This window comes from Ruminococcus sp. AM31-15AC (genome assembly GCF_003462045.1).
GTDB lineage: Bacteria > Bacillota > Clostridia > Oscillospirales > Ruminococcaceae > Hominimerdicola > Hominimerdicola aceti.
Map to the genome: position 1 here is coordinate 12823 of NZ_QTYG01000035.1, position 15939 is coordinate 28761.

Here is a 15939-nt window from a genome sequence, read left to right on the forward strand (position 1 = left end):
CTACGAAGATATTTACCCCATTACGATGATTATTACAGGAACAATATCCATTATATAATCTGCAAAATCGTGGAATGGGTCAGCTGAAAGGAGCTTTTATGATGAAAAAGAGATGTGTTGTTGTAATGATTGCAGTAGGAATTGCTGTAATCACAGGCGGTATCTGTACGGCGGTATGTGTTATCTGCCGTAAGAGAAATAGAGCCTGAATAACTGTCAAAGGAGGGTATTCCGATGATGTTTGAGATTATTGTCGCTTTTATAATCATCGGCTTGGTAAGCGGTGTGTACCTTGCGTACACGCTGTCCAAGTTGGAAGAAAGGCAGACAACAAAGGATTGGGGGAATGATAGTTATGATTGAAATTCGTATTCCGAAAGAGATTAAAAACTACCGTGAAAAGCTGTTTTTCGGTTTAACGCTTCGGCAATGCATTTGTGCAGGCGTGGCACTCCTTATCTGTGTCCCACTATATATCTTTGGCAATAAATATTTGCCGCAGGAAGCGTTATCGTGGCTTGTAATTCTGATTGCCGCACCGCTTATGCTTGCAGGCTTTTTCCGCTACAATGATATGACCTTTGAACAGTTCGCTGTTGAGTTCATATATCACAATTTCACGTCGCAGAAGCGAGTATATTCCTACGAGCCGATTTTTATGGAGCTTCGCAACGAATACATATCGGACGAGCTTGCGGCTGAAATTGAAGAAAAGGAAAGCAAATCGGCATTAAAGAGATTCTTAAGAAAGGCAGGTATCAGACGTGGATAATTTTGTTTACGAAGATGAAATACTTGACGAAGACGGAGTTCCTGTTGAAATATATGCAGACGAACCCGAAACAACGACGAAGGTTTGGCAGACAACGGTGGCTGAAACGACCGCCAAAGCTGCGGAAGCACAAACAAAAAAGTCGGTTCCCGTATATTCAAGAACAGAATATCTTGCTCCCGAAACGGAGCTTACAACTATAACGGAGGTACATAGTGATGAGTTCACGCATACAGAAGAATTATCCTTGCAGGCAGAAACAGAGATGGCAGTTACAGCAGTTGCGGAAGTTCCCGAAGAATCAGAAGCCGAGGAAACAGAAGCAGCAGTATCGTCGGTTTTGTCGGAAACAGGGGTAAGCGAAACGGTAACGGAGGTTACAACTCTTGAAGCCCTTACCTCTGCGGAAACATCGGCAATTACCGTTGTTCCCGAAGCTGCCGAAAAAGCTCCTAATCAGAGCAACAGCATAGCGGCTTTCCTGCTTCTTGCAGGTGTGTTCGGTGCAGCAGTTGCGGCGGTTGTCTACTTTATGAAAAACAAAAAGAAGAAGTTGACCGATGATAGCGATATTTCACAGCTCTCTGCAAAGGAACGTGACGCAATCCGTCTTAACAAGCAGAAGCGTAAAAAGCCTAAAAAGAAGCGAACAAAGAATAAGCGTGTTGTACCGAAAACAACGCAGAAGACGCTCCCATATAAGCGTGTCTGCGACAAGTATCTTTTCAAGGTTGATGAAAATAAATTCAGCAAGACATACCGTTTTGAAGATGTGAATTACACTATCGCCAAGCAGGAGGAACAGGAAGCAATTTTCCTTGCATACTGTTCCGTTATCAATACCTTTGACACTTCCGCCGACATTCAGATTACGGTTCACAACAACCGTGTGAATAAAGAGAATTTCAATAAAATGGTTCTGCTCCGTCACAAGGGTGACAGCTTCGACCACTATATTGACGTTTACAATGATATGCTGGTTGAGAAGATGGAACAGGGACAGAACGGCATTATTCGTAACAAGTATCTGACCGTAACAGTTCAGGCGGCTGACATTGAAGCGGCGCAGGCAAAGTTTGTAACTATCGACTTGGAGCTTGCAAACGCTTTCAAGAAAATCGGTTCTATCATTACACCACTCACAAGTAATGAGAGAATAAATCTTCTCAAGGATATTTTCAGAAATGTTGATGAAAAAATACGTGAATTTAATGATAAAGACTTTAAGCGTCAGGCAGAAAGAGCGTACTGCTGTCCCGATTATTTTGAGTTCAAAAAGGATTACTTTATGTGGAATGACAAGTATGCCCGTACAATGTTCATCAAGGATATGCCTGCAAGTCTGAAGGATAATCTTCTTACAGATATTGCAAATACAAACCTTGATGTTATGGTGTCAGTGAACATTGCTCCCGTTGACCCTTACAAGGCTCTGAAAATCGTAAATCATCAGCTTACCTCTATGAGAGCGAATAAATTGCAGGCAGAGAAAAAGGCAATTCAGTCGGGATACACCTCCGATGTAATCAATGAAGATTTGAAGCACAGCCTTATTGAAGCCGAGGAACTTCTTGATGACCTCCGTTCCAAAAATCAGAAAATGTTCCTTAACAATGTAATCATTATGGTTACGGCAAAGGATTTTGACGAGCTTGAGAACAATACCGAAACTATTGAAGCGGTTGTGCGAAAGCATATCTGTTCCATATCAACGCTGAAATTTCAGCAGGAGAAGGGTCTGCAATCCGTTCTTCCTCTCGGTAATTGCACTCTCAACATTCGCAGAACCCTTACAACAGAAAGTACGGCGGTATTTCTTCCGTTTTCCGCAAAGGAGATAACCCAGCAGAACGGGATGTATTACGGTCTGAACGCACTTTCAAATAACATGATTATCTTCAACAGACTTATGCTGAAGAATCCCAATGGCTTCATTCTTGGCTCTCCCGGTTCCGGTAAGAGCTTTTCAGCGAAGCGAGAAATGCTTAACGTATTTCTTGCAACGGACGATGACATTATCATCATTGACCCTGAACGAGAATACACAAACCTTGTGGAAGCTCTGAACGGCGAAATCATCAATGTTTCACCTGCTTCAACAAACTTTATCAATCCGCTTGATATGTCAAAGGATTATTCCGATGATGAAAGTCCTCTCATTATGAAGTCCGACTTTATTCTTTCATTCTGTGAGTGCCTTGTAGGAAAACAGGGACTTACGGCAAAAGAAAAGACTATCATTGACCGCTGCCTTAATATCACCTATGCGGAATACTTGCAGGACTTCAACCCCGAAAGAATTCCTACTCTTATGGAATTTTACGATAATCTGAAAGCACAGCCTGAAAAGGAAGCACAGGGTCTTGCACTTTCCTTTGAGCTGTATATCAAGGGTAATCTGAATGTGTTTGCTCATAAGACCAATGTAAATACAACAAATCGTGTTGTTTCCTACGATATTAAAGACCTCGGCAAGCAGCTTAAAACGCTGGGTATGCTGATTGTTCTTGACTATGTATGGAACAGAATTACTATGAACCGTGCAAAGGGCAAGCGTACTTGGATTTACTTGGACGAAATTTATCTGCTCTTTGCAAATGAATACTCTGCAAACTTCCTCTTTGAACTTTACAAGAGAGCAAGAAAATGGGGCGGTGTTCCGACGGGTATCACACAGAACGTTGAGGACTTGCTAAAGTCTGAAACTGCCCGCTCAATGCTGTCAAATACGGACTTTGTTATGATGCTCAATCAGGCAACGTCAGACCGTATTCAGCTTGCGAAAATTCTGAACATTTCGGATAATCTTCTTGCCTATGTAACGAACAGTGAAAGCGGACACGGACTTATCTGTTGCGGCGGTTCTATTATTCCGTTCAAGGACAAGTTCCCGCATAATGAGCTGTACGACCTTATGACAACAAAGCTTGAAGAAGTACAGAAAGAGTAAAGGGGCGGTGTTATGACGGAATTAAAGACAGCTATCAATCGTTCCGATGGTGTGATTCCTTCACAGAACAAGGTTATGAATCACTACGCTGTTCAGCTTCAATCCGCTGTGGTTTCAACCGACCACAAGAAAGCGATACTCCGTGAAATGCAGTTGGAGCTGACAGCACAGCACTACCGCCGACCTGAACATCGTTCCGTAGCTTACGAGGTTACACACAGTTCCTCTGTAAAGCTGGAAATGAGTTCACAGCCGAGCCTTATACAGACGGGCGGACAGGTTTCCGCACCGTCTAGTAAAACGGCGGTTGATAATAGCTATATAAAGACGCAGAGAAGCACAGAATACATACGCACTTCAAGACTTACATATTCCGACAGCGTTAAGGAGGTTTTCAAGGTTTCGGAAAATCTTGAAGAAAAGATACTTGAAGCGAATAAGCTGTGGCGGAAAAAGGTCAAAGCCCGTGCTATCGGCATTAAACAGCGTGGACTTGAAAATCAGAAATACACAACAGCCGAAACGGACAGCGAGGGTTCGGAAGCTATTGAAATGGTCAAGACCGTTCAAAGTGCAGGCAGTACAGTTGTACAGACGGGCGGTATGCTGCGGACAGCCGTAAAAAGCACTTCAAACGGTATCGGCAGTATAAAGACTATGGTTAAAAACGGCGTGAAGCTGGGTTCAAGGAAGGATATTTCAAGAATAGTAACTTCGGCCAGAAGCGGGGTTGCGAACATAGCAAGAGATACAGGGCAACAGCTTCTAAAAACGCAGATTGACAAGTCGAAAATTACCGATACAGGAACGGAAACCATTAAGCAGGGTCTTACGGAACTGCGTTATGTTGACAATGCACGAAAAGCCGTTCTCAATACTGCCCGTACAATCGTTAAGGCTGGCTATGCTGTGAAGAATATGCCGAAGGATACTAAAGCTCAGGTTAAGCGAATCAGGAAAAACGCTGAACGAACTGCAAAAGTAGCTAAGAAAACGGCAGAGATTATTAAAAAGATTTTTACATCAAAAACGGGACTTATAATTCTCGGTGTCATAGCAGCATTATTGCTTATAATAATTATTCTGACCGGATTAGTTTCGGTTATCGTGGCTTTGGTGTCAAGTCTGTTTTCGTGGTTAAGTTCTCCTGAAACAGAGAAAAAGGACGAAATTGAAGTGCTGAATGACTACAAGGTTGCGATTGTCGAGTACGTTGAGGAAAGGCAGGAGGAAGTTGACGAAATTGTTGATGGTTTTGTCTGCGACAGAATTTCTTATCCGCCTTATTCTGAAATCAGCGAGCTTAATCAGTACGGTAACGATGAAATTATAGTAGACAAGCACAATGAAATTATCGCTATTCTTGCCGTTCTTCGATACCGTGAGCTGGGCGGAGAAACTACTGAAATTGAATTTAATTTCACGGGCGAGGAAATTCAAGCGGTTGTTGATAAATTCTTTACCTTTGAATATTACTACACATACGCTCATTGCAACGGCGGTAACTGTAAGAAGAAAGTTACAAGGACGGTGTATAACCAAGGCACTCCGAATGAGTATGTGGTTGTGACCACAACTTACTATTGTGACGTTGAACATCAATGGCTCAACGGTGAGGTTACAAATCACACTTTGGAGGAAGTGCTGGCTTCATATAACTTCAGCGATGAAGAAAAGAACCTGTACAATATGTACTTGGAACAGATAAATAAAATGTTGGGTGGTGGTTGATATGTTTGATTTTTTCAAGAAGATGAAAGACCGTGAGTTTGAAAAGGAATCTGACAAGCAGTTGGGCAAGCCGAAGAATGACAAGGTTTTTACTGTCATTCTCATAGTTTTCGGAGTGATTATTGCCGTCAGCCTTATAACAGGCATAGGCAATATCGGAAGCGGTTCGGCTCAGGATATGAATTTCGATTTTAGATTCAGCATTTCCGATGGTGTTATCCTTGGCGGTCTCACGCTGGCATATATAATCACCAAAATACGAAAGGGGCGGAAATAATGCTGGACAGAGAAACAAAATACACCAAAGAGCTTGCTAAATGCAGAGCGAATATCAAGAGAACCAAGGGACTGATTGATTATCACAAGAATATGCTTAAAACCTTTGAGAGCAAGGAAAACGAGCTTATGGCAAAGCTGGAGAGAGTAAAAATGTCCTCTCTCTGTGAGATAATCAATAAGGGCGGTTATGATATTGACGCTCTGCGTGAAGCAGTAAAAATAGGAGATTTTAGCGGCATTCTTTCAAAAGATGAAGCTGAACCCGATACACAGAATATTGAGGAAACAGCGGTAGAAAGAGCCGCTGTTGTTTCAAATACAGAGGAAAGGAAGAGTGATGAATGATAAGATATGTAAATATCGCAGATGATTTAAAAGAAGCTATGCTGAAATTCTGCATAGAGCAGTCCCCTTATGAGAGCGTTGAGGACATAAAAAAGCTGGTGGACTCAGCTTTTTCCACATTTGAGAAAATTCCTAAAAAGTGGTTCAGAATTACACCTGTTTATCGCTACATTTTTTATGTGGGAGATAATTACATCGATGAGATTTATCCCGACAGCGTTAAGGAAAATGGTGTTCTCATAGAAAGAGCCATATATCTTGATACATTTATTATTGGACACTATATTTGCGATTCGGGCGAGAGAATTAAGCGTGGATACGATATTTATTACGACCTCGACAAGCGTGAAATATCACTTGTTTATAGAATTGAAGTTATCAACAATGGAGTAAAGAATACATACAGAGTTGAAACGGATTTATTTGAGGATTTCGATGCGTGGGAGTTTATGTTTGATATAACGACCGATGTTTCGAATATTCTCAAACAGAATTTGATTATTCCTGCAGAGGTGTTGCTTAAAAAAGAAAAGGAGGCAGTTTAATATGTTCAGACTTATCATTTCAGAAAAGCCCTCGGTATCCGCTTCCATTGCCTACTGCATAGGAGCAACGGAAAAGGTATCTGAGGGTGATACATTCTACTGGCAGGGCAACGGCTACATTGTAACCAACGCTCTTGGACATCTGTTTGGTATCGGAATGCCCGAAGATTACGGCTGGGAAAGCTGGGAGCTTGAAACGCTTCCCCTTATTCCCAAGGAGTTCAAGCTGTTTCCGCTTAACGGTTACGGCGGTCAGATTAAGCTGCTTAAAAAGCTCATCAGTCGTGATGATGTGACGGAGATTATAAATGCTTGTGACGCAGGACGTGAGGGCGAATGTATTTTTCGTTACATATACAACTACTTTGGCTGTAAGAAGCCGACAAAACGTCTTTGGATTTCTTCACTTACCGATGAAAGTATCAAGCAGGGTATGAAGAACCTGCTTGATGGTAAGGAAAAGGACAACCTTTTTGCGGCAGGCTTCACAAGAGCAAAGGCTGACTGGATACTCGGTATGAGTCTTTCCCGTCTTTACAGCATTGTGAATGATGACAGCCACAAGGTTGGCAGAGTTAAAACCCCTGTCCTTAATATTGTGGCAAATCGTGATGAAGCGATTGCGGCATTTACAAAAAGACCGTTTTACAAGGTAGTCCTTGAAAACGGTGCTGAATGTGAAAATATTTTTGATACCGCAGAGCAGGCGGAAGTTGTAAGAGCAAAATGCAGTGGCAAGACTGCCGTTGTATCTTCCTCAAAGACGGAGCAGAAAAAGGAAAATCGTCCCTTGCTTCACAGTCTGACCTCCTTACAGCAGGAGGCAAACGATGTGTACGGAATGACAGCCGCCAATACGTTAAAGTCGGCACAGAGCCTTTATGAAAAGAAGCTCCTTACCTATCCTCGTACCGACAGTAATTATCTTTCTGACGATATGATACCGCTTGTTGAGAGTATCGTAAAGTGCCTTTCGGGATATGACGGTGAGCGTGTTCAGTGTTTACAGAAGCAGGGACTTGTGATTGATAAGCGTATCATTGACAACAGTAAGATTTTGGATCACCATGCTATTATTCCTACAAATCTCATCGGCAGGCTTGACGATGAGAAGCTGGACGATAACGAACAGCGTATCGTAAAGCTGGTAATCAATCGTTTCCTTTGTGCCGTTGACAAGCCGTACATCTACTCCGAAACAAAGTATGAATTTCTTGTTGAGGACGAGATTTTCAAGCTGACGGTTAAAACTCCGATTGAATGGGGTTGGAAGCAGTACAAGCTGTCAGAGCCTACCGAGCTTGATGACCATGCAGACAAGGTGCTTTCGGTACTCTATTCCGAAAACGCAACCTTTACCGCAGATAATATTGAGGTAAAGCAGGGCGAAACAAAGCCGCCGAAGCATTTTGCGGAAAGTACATTGCTTGCGGTTATGGAAAACATCGACCGTCTGGTTGATGATAAGGAGCTGAAAGGCTTTGTCAAGGAACGTGGACTCGGTACACCTGCAACAAGAGCTTCAATCATTGAAGAACTTATTGCCGCAGGGTATATCGAGCGTAAGAAGAAACAGCTTGTTTCAACAGATTATGGCAGAGCATTTGCTGCTTCTGTTCCCGATAATGTAAAATCGGCAGAGCTGACCGCACATTGGGAACAGGTGCTTTCCGATATTGAAAGCGGGAACGGCAATGCGGATATGCTGCTTGATGAAATCAAGAACAGCGTTTCCGAGATTATCGCTTACGAAAAGGGCAGAGGCAACCGTGTCAAGGTTACACAAAAGGTAAGCGTGGGTAATTGTCCTCGCTGTGGAAGTCCTGTTATCGAAAACAGTAAGGCCTTCAGTTGCTCCGCATGGCGTGACAAATGCGGTTTCTTCATTTATAAGCAGGATAAGCGTATCGGAAGAAGCTACAAGGCTGACGAGATTGCGGAACTGCTTTCAAATGGCAAGGTTACGCTGAAGAATTGCACCTCATTAAAGGAGAATAAGTACAGTGCGGTGTTCTCGCTGGAAGATACGGGCAAGTATGTGAACCTCAAGATGGAGGAGTTTGTGGGCGGTAAGAAAAGGCGTGGTGCATAAATAAAAATGCGGAAGCCTGAAAAGGCTTCCGTACAGAATATCATTAATTATATTTCTATGAGTTGTTCATTAGATTCTATGATTGCTGGATATCACATTGTTCAAACGACTCAATTTGGGGATTTTCACATAATTCAAGACCGTTCTGTTTTGCAATTACTATTGCAAAACCAGTATATGGGTCAAGCCAATCAGTAGAACAAATTTCAAGTTTCTTTTTGTCATCAGATTCTGAAAACACATATTGTTCTTTGTTGTCGAAAAGAGATTTTCTTTTAACTGTTAAATCATCTTGGCATATTAATGTAAACGAGAGTCCGTCATATGGTGTTAGGGAGGTCCAGTTAAAAAGTGTCCAGTGGTCAAATCCAATTTCCTCAATTTCGCTTTCAATAGTTAAATACTTGTATTTGGTTAATTCGTTTGGAATTTCAAAAGTATATTCTGTATATATGAAACCTCCTTTTGTTTGTTTTTGTTTACCAACATCTTCGTTGTCAATTTCAATATCATATATTCTATCTGAGGAAATGATACGACGTTTAAGTATTTTTCCGTTTTGGTCATCAAAAGTCAGTGTTAACGGTTCGTATTTGTCTTGAATTTTATATATTCTATATCGCATTGTACCAGTTATTATTACTTTATTCTCGGAATTGTATTTTGCTATTAGATTTATGCATAAATGCGATTTGAAGTTTGTAACAAACATCTTGGTGGATTCATCTATTTTCTTTAAAAAATATTCGTTTATGTTGGAATATTGTTCTAACTGGTTATTTGTTGGTTTTAAAATTAATGACAATGCGTTTGTTTTGTCATCCTTGGTTAACTTGCTCAAGAATTCCTTGGATACAACAATATTAGAAAGTAAATTTGAAATAAATTCTGTAAATTCTTTTGAGTTTTTAGAGAAATCAAATATTGATCCCATTACAAAAGCTATCCCCAACGTTTGTAAAAATGCACTAATAATAGGGAATACGATTTTTTGCCAACATTCTTCGATAGGGGTGACGATTGATACAATTATTGAAATAAGTATAGCTATAACGCCCCAAAATGTGTATTTGCTAAAGAAAAGTTTGTACCACTTATAAGTATCGTTGTTCTTGGAACGATTACCCTTAGAATTGTTGTCCTTGTTTTTCATAATATCCTCCAATTTATTGAGTTGTAATAACACTTTTGTATATTATATCACAATATTCGTCAAAAAGCAACAAATTCCAATTGAAAGGAGAAATTTTATTGAGCAGATTACAAACCGTCCGTGAAAACTGGACGGACATAACAACAAAGTTGCTTCGGGATAAACACGAGCTTGCACATTTTCTGCGTTTTTCCGCAAAGATGTATAAGCAGAGTTTTTCCGACGCAGTTCTCATATATCAGCAGAATCCCAATGCCACAAAGGTCGCAACTCTTGAAACTTGGAACAAGCTGGGCAGGCTTGTAAACAAGGGCGAACACAGTATTGCCGTATTCGGAGAGGACAGCAAATGCAAACACCTTTTCGATATTTCACAGACGAATGGTAAGCGTGTTCCTGAGCTTTGGAAGCTGACGGAGGATTTATCCGCCGACCTTACCGCTGTTATCAATGAAAAATACGGCAAGGATTGCAAGAACATTCAGGAAACTATTGCGGCTGTTGCTGTGGACAATATCAAAAGCCGCCTGCCCGATATGCAGTATGCGGTAGGGCAGATGAAGCTGTCTGAAAAAGATACAAAGGCATATCAGCAGTCGGTTGTTTCAGCGGTACGATTTGTAATCGCAAACCGCTGTGAGCTTGACAGCGATATGAAAATATCAGGCGGTATAAACCTTAATGCCGCAGATATGTTTAAAGACAGCCGTGACCTTATCCGCTTCTGCAATATCGTAAATCAATCGGCAAAGGACGCTCTCTTGGAAATGGAGCGAGAAATTGTAAATATTCTTAAACAAAGGAGAGAACGAAGCAATGACATACAGATTAAGTCCGACAGGACAGTATCTTCCCGAAATCCAGTACACACAGAACCCCAGAGAACAAGCACTTCTGAAAAAGCCGATAGGCAGGTGGGGCAGAATGTGGCAGGAGTGGGTGAAAACGGAGTATCCCACAGAGGTTCAGATATTCGTGATGGAGGGTCGCTGGAGCATAATTCCGAGGGAAATCGACAGCGAAGCGGAGAAACGCTTTCAGGAGCTGGACGAACAGTACAGACAGCAGAACCCCCGTCCGACAGCGTTCAGCGAGATACAGACTTGGGAGAAAACAAGAGTGCTGACGATAGAACACAGGATAATGAAGGAAATCGTGTTCAGACTCAGAATGTAGTAGTCCAAAAACTCATCGACAGATTTCTTCACGCTGACTTTAATCGCCGCCTTGACAGCTACGAAACGGCGGGTATAGTTTTTATGGACTATGCCGATACATCATTTGACCCTGTGCAGTTCTTTGACAGATTTCATTCCGACAGATTTTCCGATACGCAGGCAGAGGAGATCAGAAACATTATCAAAGCGGCAATGCAGAGCCGTGAATATGTTCCCGAACCTGTGAAAGAGGAAGAACCCGTTATCGTAAATAACGAGATTGTGGAAACAGCAGAGCTGCCGCCGCTTCTTGATGAAAACATCATAAACGGTATTCTGAAGCATGACCAGTTTTTCAAGGTCAAGCGTGATGAAATTGCAGAGTTCTTCAAGGAAAACGAGGATTACGATAAACGCTGTGAGTTTATTAAATCAGTTTTCCGTATGGAAGAATATACAGAGCTTGATGTAAATGATGTTCGTGCAGGCTACAAGGCAGAAGCTGACGGTCTTACCGTTTGGGAGGGCAGTTATCTTTCCCGTACAAAGGAGTCAAAGTTAAGCTGGGATTTGGTGCAGTGCTTTACCGCCGACCTTATCGACAAGGGTAAATATCTTGATGAAAAGCCGAAGTTTGCTGTTGAGACTGTCAAGCCGAGCAATGACCTGCATATCCGCAGTTTTTCCGAACAGGACGGACAGATATTTGCAGAGGTTATGCTGGGTGAAAAAAGCTCCGTTGTTCCCGTAAAGCGAACCGATGAGAATACCCCATATATCGAAATCGGCGGTAAACCTCATAAGCTGACGGATATTCAGAACTACGATTTGGAGCAGTTTGAGATATTCCGTTCTCCTGTTACTCACGATGTCAATGGCTATTACGCCGATGATTTGGCGGAGGGTGATACCGTTAAACTTGACGGAGAGCTGTGGACGGTAAAATCAGCGACTACATATTCCATTTCTCTTGTAAATGACAGCGGTGAGAAGAATATATATAATTCTCCCGAAAGCAAGTGGCAGGAAACTATTACAAAGGCAGGCTTTGAGTTTGTTCCCGAAAAGGCACTTGAAATTTCCGAGCCTGTTTTTGCTGAACCTGAACCTTTTTACACACAGGGAGAACAGCTCACATTTTTTGGAGAACCTGTTCCCATAGAGCAGACAGAAAAGAAAACAAGAGCAAAGCCTGTAAATATTGCGGTATCTCATACTGCGCCCACAACGGATATGATAAATCACGTCCTGCGTGGAGGAAGTGCCGAGCCGAGAAGCCTTGAAAGAATTGTAGCACAGTTCCAGAAGGGCAAGAGCGTAGCCGAAAAAGCTGAATTTCTCTGTAAGGAATTTGGTGGGAATGGCAGAGGATACAAGTACGCACCTCCCGATTTCAGCAGTTCCGCACTTGTGGCAAGCTGGACGGACAATACGGGAATTACAGTTGCTATCAGCAATACTGCATTTTCCGAAGGCAAAAATGCTCACCTTGAATGGAGTGAAGCCGCCGAGCGTATCAGTGAAATGCTTGAAAACGGCGAATACTGTTCGCAGGACGTTATTGACCGTGCGGCAGATAACGATATGAAGGATATTGCGGACAAGCTGTGGTATCTTCATCAGGACTGCGAGGTAGAATACTTCATTCCCGATGAAATGTTCAAGGGCGGTTTTCCCGACAGCACGGAAAGAATTAAGGCAAGCCTTACCGATTCCGCAAAATTGCAGAAATATATTGACGGACTTGAAGATTTAATCCGTCAGTACGAACAGGATAGAAACGTTCTGCGTTTCCATTTCCATAAGCCAAGAGGATTGCTTTCCCGTCTGAAAGATTTACAGCTTCCGAAGCGTGATTTTATCACAAAATCAGATTTCAACTATGAGCCGAAATTCTTTGTGACAGAGGACGAAAAGGACAAGCTGCTGACAGGCGGAAGCGGTGTGCAGTACGGCAAGTTCCGTATCGAAAAGTTTTTCAAGGAGGAGCATACCGAAAAAGAAAAGATTGCATTTCTGAAAAACGAATACGGCACAGGCGGACAGGGACGGTCAGGTTTCAACGAATGGCACGACGCAAAGGGTATCAGCTACAAGAAAGGTTCAATGTCAACCCCCGATTGTGAAACGTTCCTGAAATGGAACGAGGTTTCACAGCGTATCGACAGGCTTATTGCGAGGGGCGATATGTCACACAAAAGGATATTGATGAGCGTATCAAGGACGCAAAGCGGACTTTGAAATATAAGACTCCCGATGATGATTATGACAGGGCGATGATTGAACAGGCTAAAAAGGTTCTTGAGGAATACGGGGTTTCTCCCGACGAAGAACCGAGGCAATCACCCCTTGAAAAAATCATTGCAAAAGCGGAAGCAGAGGGTATTCCCGTAGAGATTACAGACGAGCCTGCAAAGGAACGTGCTGTATTTATGGATAACCGTGATGAAACATATATCGAGGTTCAGCAGACCGAGGGCGGTGTGGAGTACACAATTTATGCTCCCGACCTTACTCCCGTTGACGGTGGTGAATGGGAAATGGAGGAGGCAATGGAGCTTGACGAAGCTGCCGCCGCACTCTTGCAGACTTCAACCTATGCTCTTACCGAAATTTCCGATTACGATAGATTTATTGAAATTGCAGACAGAAATACAGAGCTTGATGTTCCTGCCGAGCTTGCAAAGCTTAAAAATGAGGCTTTTTCTGCACCTGTGCAGAAAGTCAAAGATCCAACGCAGGAACAGCAGACGGATACTCCAACAGTAAATGATCCCGAAAAGATAACTGCTATAAAAAACGAGCCGAAAAGCGGTGTTCCGTACACCTACCATTTCAATGTCAATGATGTTGTGACTGGCGGTGCAAAATCAAAGTTCAAGGCGAATGTTGAAGCAATACAGGTGTTGCAGAAAATTGAAGCCGAGAATCGCTACGCAACTCCCGAAGAACAGTCGATTATGGCAAAGTATGTAGGCTGGGGTGGTATTCCGCAGGCATTTACAACAGACAGAGCCGCCGAAAGTTTAGGCGGTAATTTAGGTGAAGCCGCACCAAACGGCTGGGAAACTGAGCAGAAACAGCTCCGTGAGCTTCTCACACCCGAAGAATACAAGGCAGCGAGAGCTTCAACACTCACAAGTTTTTACACACCTCCGGTCGTTACCGACGGTGTGTATCAGGCGCTCTCGCAGTTCGGTTTTGAAGGCGGTAATGTTCTTGAACCGAGTATGGGCGTAGGCAATTTCTTCTCTAAAATGCCTGAAAATATGCGTGACAATTCCCGTCTTTACGGTGTAGAACTGGACAGCATTTCGGGCAGAATCGCACAGCAGCTCTATCCAAAGGAGCGTATTCAGATTAAAGGCTTTGAGCAGACCTCTTTCAATAACAACAGCTTTGATGTTGTTGTGGGTAATATTCCTTTCGGAGATTACCGTGTCAGCGATAAAGCCTACGATAAGCTGGGTTTCAAGATACACGATTACTTTGCCGCGAAGTCTGTGGACAAGGTAAAGCCTGGCGGTGTCGTTGCACTTGTCACAAGCAAGTTCACTATGGACAAGTTGAATGAAAAGGCAAGACGATACCTTGCTGAACGCTGTGACTTGCTTGGAGCAGTCAGACTTCCGAATACTGCTTTTAAGCAGAACGCAGGAACAGAGGTCACTACGGATATTATCTTTTTAAAGAAAAGAGAAACAATGACAGTTGAGGTTCCCGATTGGGTTCATATGAGTGAAACGGCGGACGGTATCCCTTGCAATCAATATTTCGTGGATAATCCCGATATGGTGCTTGGTACTATGGCTTGGGACGAGCGAATGAAGGGAAAATACGGCGATGACAGCAGAGTGACAACCTGTGTTGCCGATGAAAGTATTCCGCTTTCGGAACAGCTCAAGGCGGCTATTGCAAAAATCGAGGCAGCATTGAAACTGTCAGAGCCGAAGAAAAACAGCGTGATGAAGCCGACATTATCCCTGCCGACCCGTCGGTGCGAAATTTCACACATACCGTTGTTGACGGAAAATTGTATTTTCGTGAAAACGAGATTATGACGCAGGTAGCCGAAACGGGCAAGACCCTTGACAGAATGATGGGTATGCACAAAATACGTCAGGCGGCTATGGCAGTAATCGACGCGCAGGCGGCAGGTTGTTCCGATGAGGAACTGAAAGCACTCCAAACAGAGCTTAATGCCGTATATGACAAGTTCAGAAAGGCTTATGGAAATATAACGGACAGCGCAAATGAACGCTGTTTCAGACAGGACGATGATTTCAATACCCTTGCGGCACTTGAAATTGTTGACACAGAGAAAAAGACAGTTGAAAAAGCGGAGATTTTCTCAAAGCGTACCATTCAGCCCGAAGTTACTGTAACAAAGGTCGATACACCGCAGGAAGCATTGCAGGTATCCCTTGACCGCACAGGCAGAGTGGATATTGCATATATGTCACAGCTTGTAGGCTGTGAGCCTGAAAAGCTGATTGCTGATTTAGGCAATGACATTTTCAGAAATCCCGCCGCAATAAAGGAAGATGAACCGCTGTCGGGATATGAGGAGGCTTCCGAATATCTTTCGGGCAATGTCAGAGAAAAGCTGAAAATTGCAAGAGAATATGCAAAGCATATCGACAGCGGTTTTGAAAAGAATGTTGCGGCTCTTGAAAAGGTTATCCCGAAAAACCTTGAAGCAAGTGAAATTTCCGTCCGTATCGGTGTAATCCTGTATAATAAAACTTGACACATACAAAACAATCAAAGTATAATAAAAACAAAGGAGTGTGTCATCAATGGGAACAGGAAAACAATATGATGAAGAGTTTAAAAAGCAGGCAATAAAGCTCGCAAAGGAGATTGGCACCAAGGCAGCAGCAGATGAGCTGTGCATCCCCAAAGGGACGCTGGG

13 protein-coding genes are annotated in these 15939 nt (G+C 42.8%); 12 read left to right on the forward strand and 1 reads right to left on the reverse strand.

Annotated features, from left to right (window positions below):
- Positions 1–234 precede the first annotated feature (234 nt).
- From DW793_RS15685 to DW793_RS10185, 8 genes are read left to right on the forward strand one after another with little or no spacing between them, the layout of a single operon-like run.
- Positions 235–363 carry a hypothetical protein gene (locus tag DW793_RS15685; protein WP_290126982.1) on the forward strand — a complete coding sequence of 43 codons (129 nt, stop codon included), beginning with the start codon at positions 235–237 and terminating at the stop codon, positions 361–363.
- Positions 356–772 carry a PrgI family protein gene (locus DW793_RS10155; protein ID WP_118157943.1) on the forward strand — a complete coding sequence of 139 codons (417 nt, stop codon included), beginning with the start codon at positions 356–358 and terminating at the stop codon, positions 770–772. Before DW793_RS15685 ends, DW793_RS10155 begins: the two co-directional genes overlap by 8 nt.
- Positions 765–3722 carry a VirB4-like conjugal transfer ATPase, CD1110 family gene (locus DW793_RS10160; protein ID WP_252969844.1) on the forward strand — a complete coding sequence of 986 codons (2958 nt, stop codon included), beginning with the start codon at positions 765–767 and terminating at the stop codon, positions 3720–3722. The genes DW793_RS10155 and DW793_RS10160 overlap by 8 nt, the downstream gene beginning before the upstream one ends.
- A 12-nt stretch (positions 3723–3734) precedes the next feature.
- Entirely contained in the window at positions 3735–5453 is a 1719-nt protein-coding gene (locus DW793_RS10165) for a hypothetical protein (protein WP_118157945.1), read from the forward strand.
- A gap of 1 nt (position 5454) precedes the next feature.
- Positions 5455–5730, forward strand: a complete 276-nt coding sequence (locus DW793_RS10170) for a hypothetical protein (RefSeq protein ID WP_118157947.1) — start codon at positions 5455–5457, stop codon at positions 5728–5730.
- Positions 5730–6077: a hypothetical protein gene (locus DW793_RS10175; RefSeq protein ID WP_118157949.1), complete on the forward strand. Its 348-nt coding sequence runs from the start codon at positions 5730–5732 to the stop codon at positions 6075–6077. Before DW793_RS10170 ends, DW793_RS10175 begins: the two co-directional genes overlap by 1 nt.
- The gene (locus DW793_RS10180) at positions 6074–6622 is read left to right on the forward strand and encodes a hypothetical protein (RefSeq protein ID WP_118157951.1); all 549 of its coding nucleotides are present in this window, start codon (positions 6074–6076) and stop codon (positions 6620–6622) included. The genes DW793_RS10175 and DW793_RS10180 overlap by 4 nt, the downstream gene beginning before the upstream one ends.
- Position 6623: 1 nt before the next feature.
- Positions 6624–8714: a DNA topoisomerase gene (locus DW793_RS10185; RefSeq protein WP_118157953.1), complete on the forward strand. Its 2091-nt coding sequence runs from the start codon at positions 6624–6626 to the stop codon at positions 8712–8714.
- A gap of 76 nt (positions 8715–8790) precedes the next feature.
- On the opposite strand, the gene DW793_RS10190 is transcribed toward DW793_RS10185, so the two are convergent.
- The gene (locus tag DW793_RS10190) at positions 8791–9867 is read right to left on the reverse strand and encodes a hypothetical protein (protein WP_118157955.1); all 1077 of its coding nucleotides are present in this window, start codon (positions 9865–9867) and stop codon (positions 8791–8793) included.
- A gap of 816 nt (positions 9868–10683) precedes the next feature.
- Between DW793_RS10190 and DW793_RS15965 the strand changes: the two genes are divergently transcribed.
- The 4 genes from DW793_RS15965 to DW793_RS10215 are packed head-to-tail and all read left to right on the forward strand — an operon-like array spanning position 10684 to position 15774.
- Positions 10684–11043 (forward strand): TnpV protein, encoded by a 360-nt coding sequence (locus DW793_RS15965; RefSeq protein ID WP_118157958.1) that lies wholly within the window; start codon positions 10684–10686, stop codon positions 11041–11043.
- Complete coding sequence (locus DW793_RS10205; protein ID WP_147342189.1) at positions 10971–13265, forward strand: hypothetical protein; 2295 nt, start codon at positions 10971–10973, stop codon at positions 13263–13265. The genes DW793_RS15965 and DW793_RS10205 overlap by 73 nt, the downstream gene beginning before the upstream one ends.
- Positions 13163–15085, forward strand: a complete 1923-nt coding sequence (locus DW793_RS10210; RefSeq protein ID WP_118157962.1) for a class I SAM-dependent methyltransferase — start codon at positions 13163–13165, stop codon at positions 15083–15085. Before DW793_RS10205 ends, DW793_RS10210 begins: the two co-directional genes overlap by 103 nt.
- A complete protein-coding gene (locus DW793_RS10215) occupies positions 15082–15774 on the forward strand; it encodes a hypothetical protein (RefSeq protein ID WP_118157965.1) in 693 nt (230 codons plus the stop codon). Before DW793_RS10210 ends, DW793_RS10215 begins: the two co-directional genes overlap by 4 nt.
- The last annotated feature ends 165 nt before the right edge of the window (positions 15775–15939 follow it).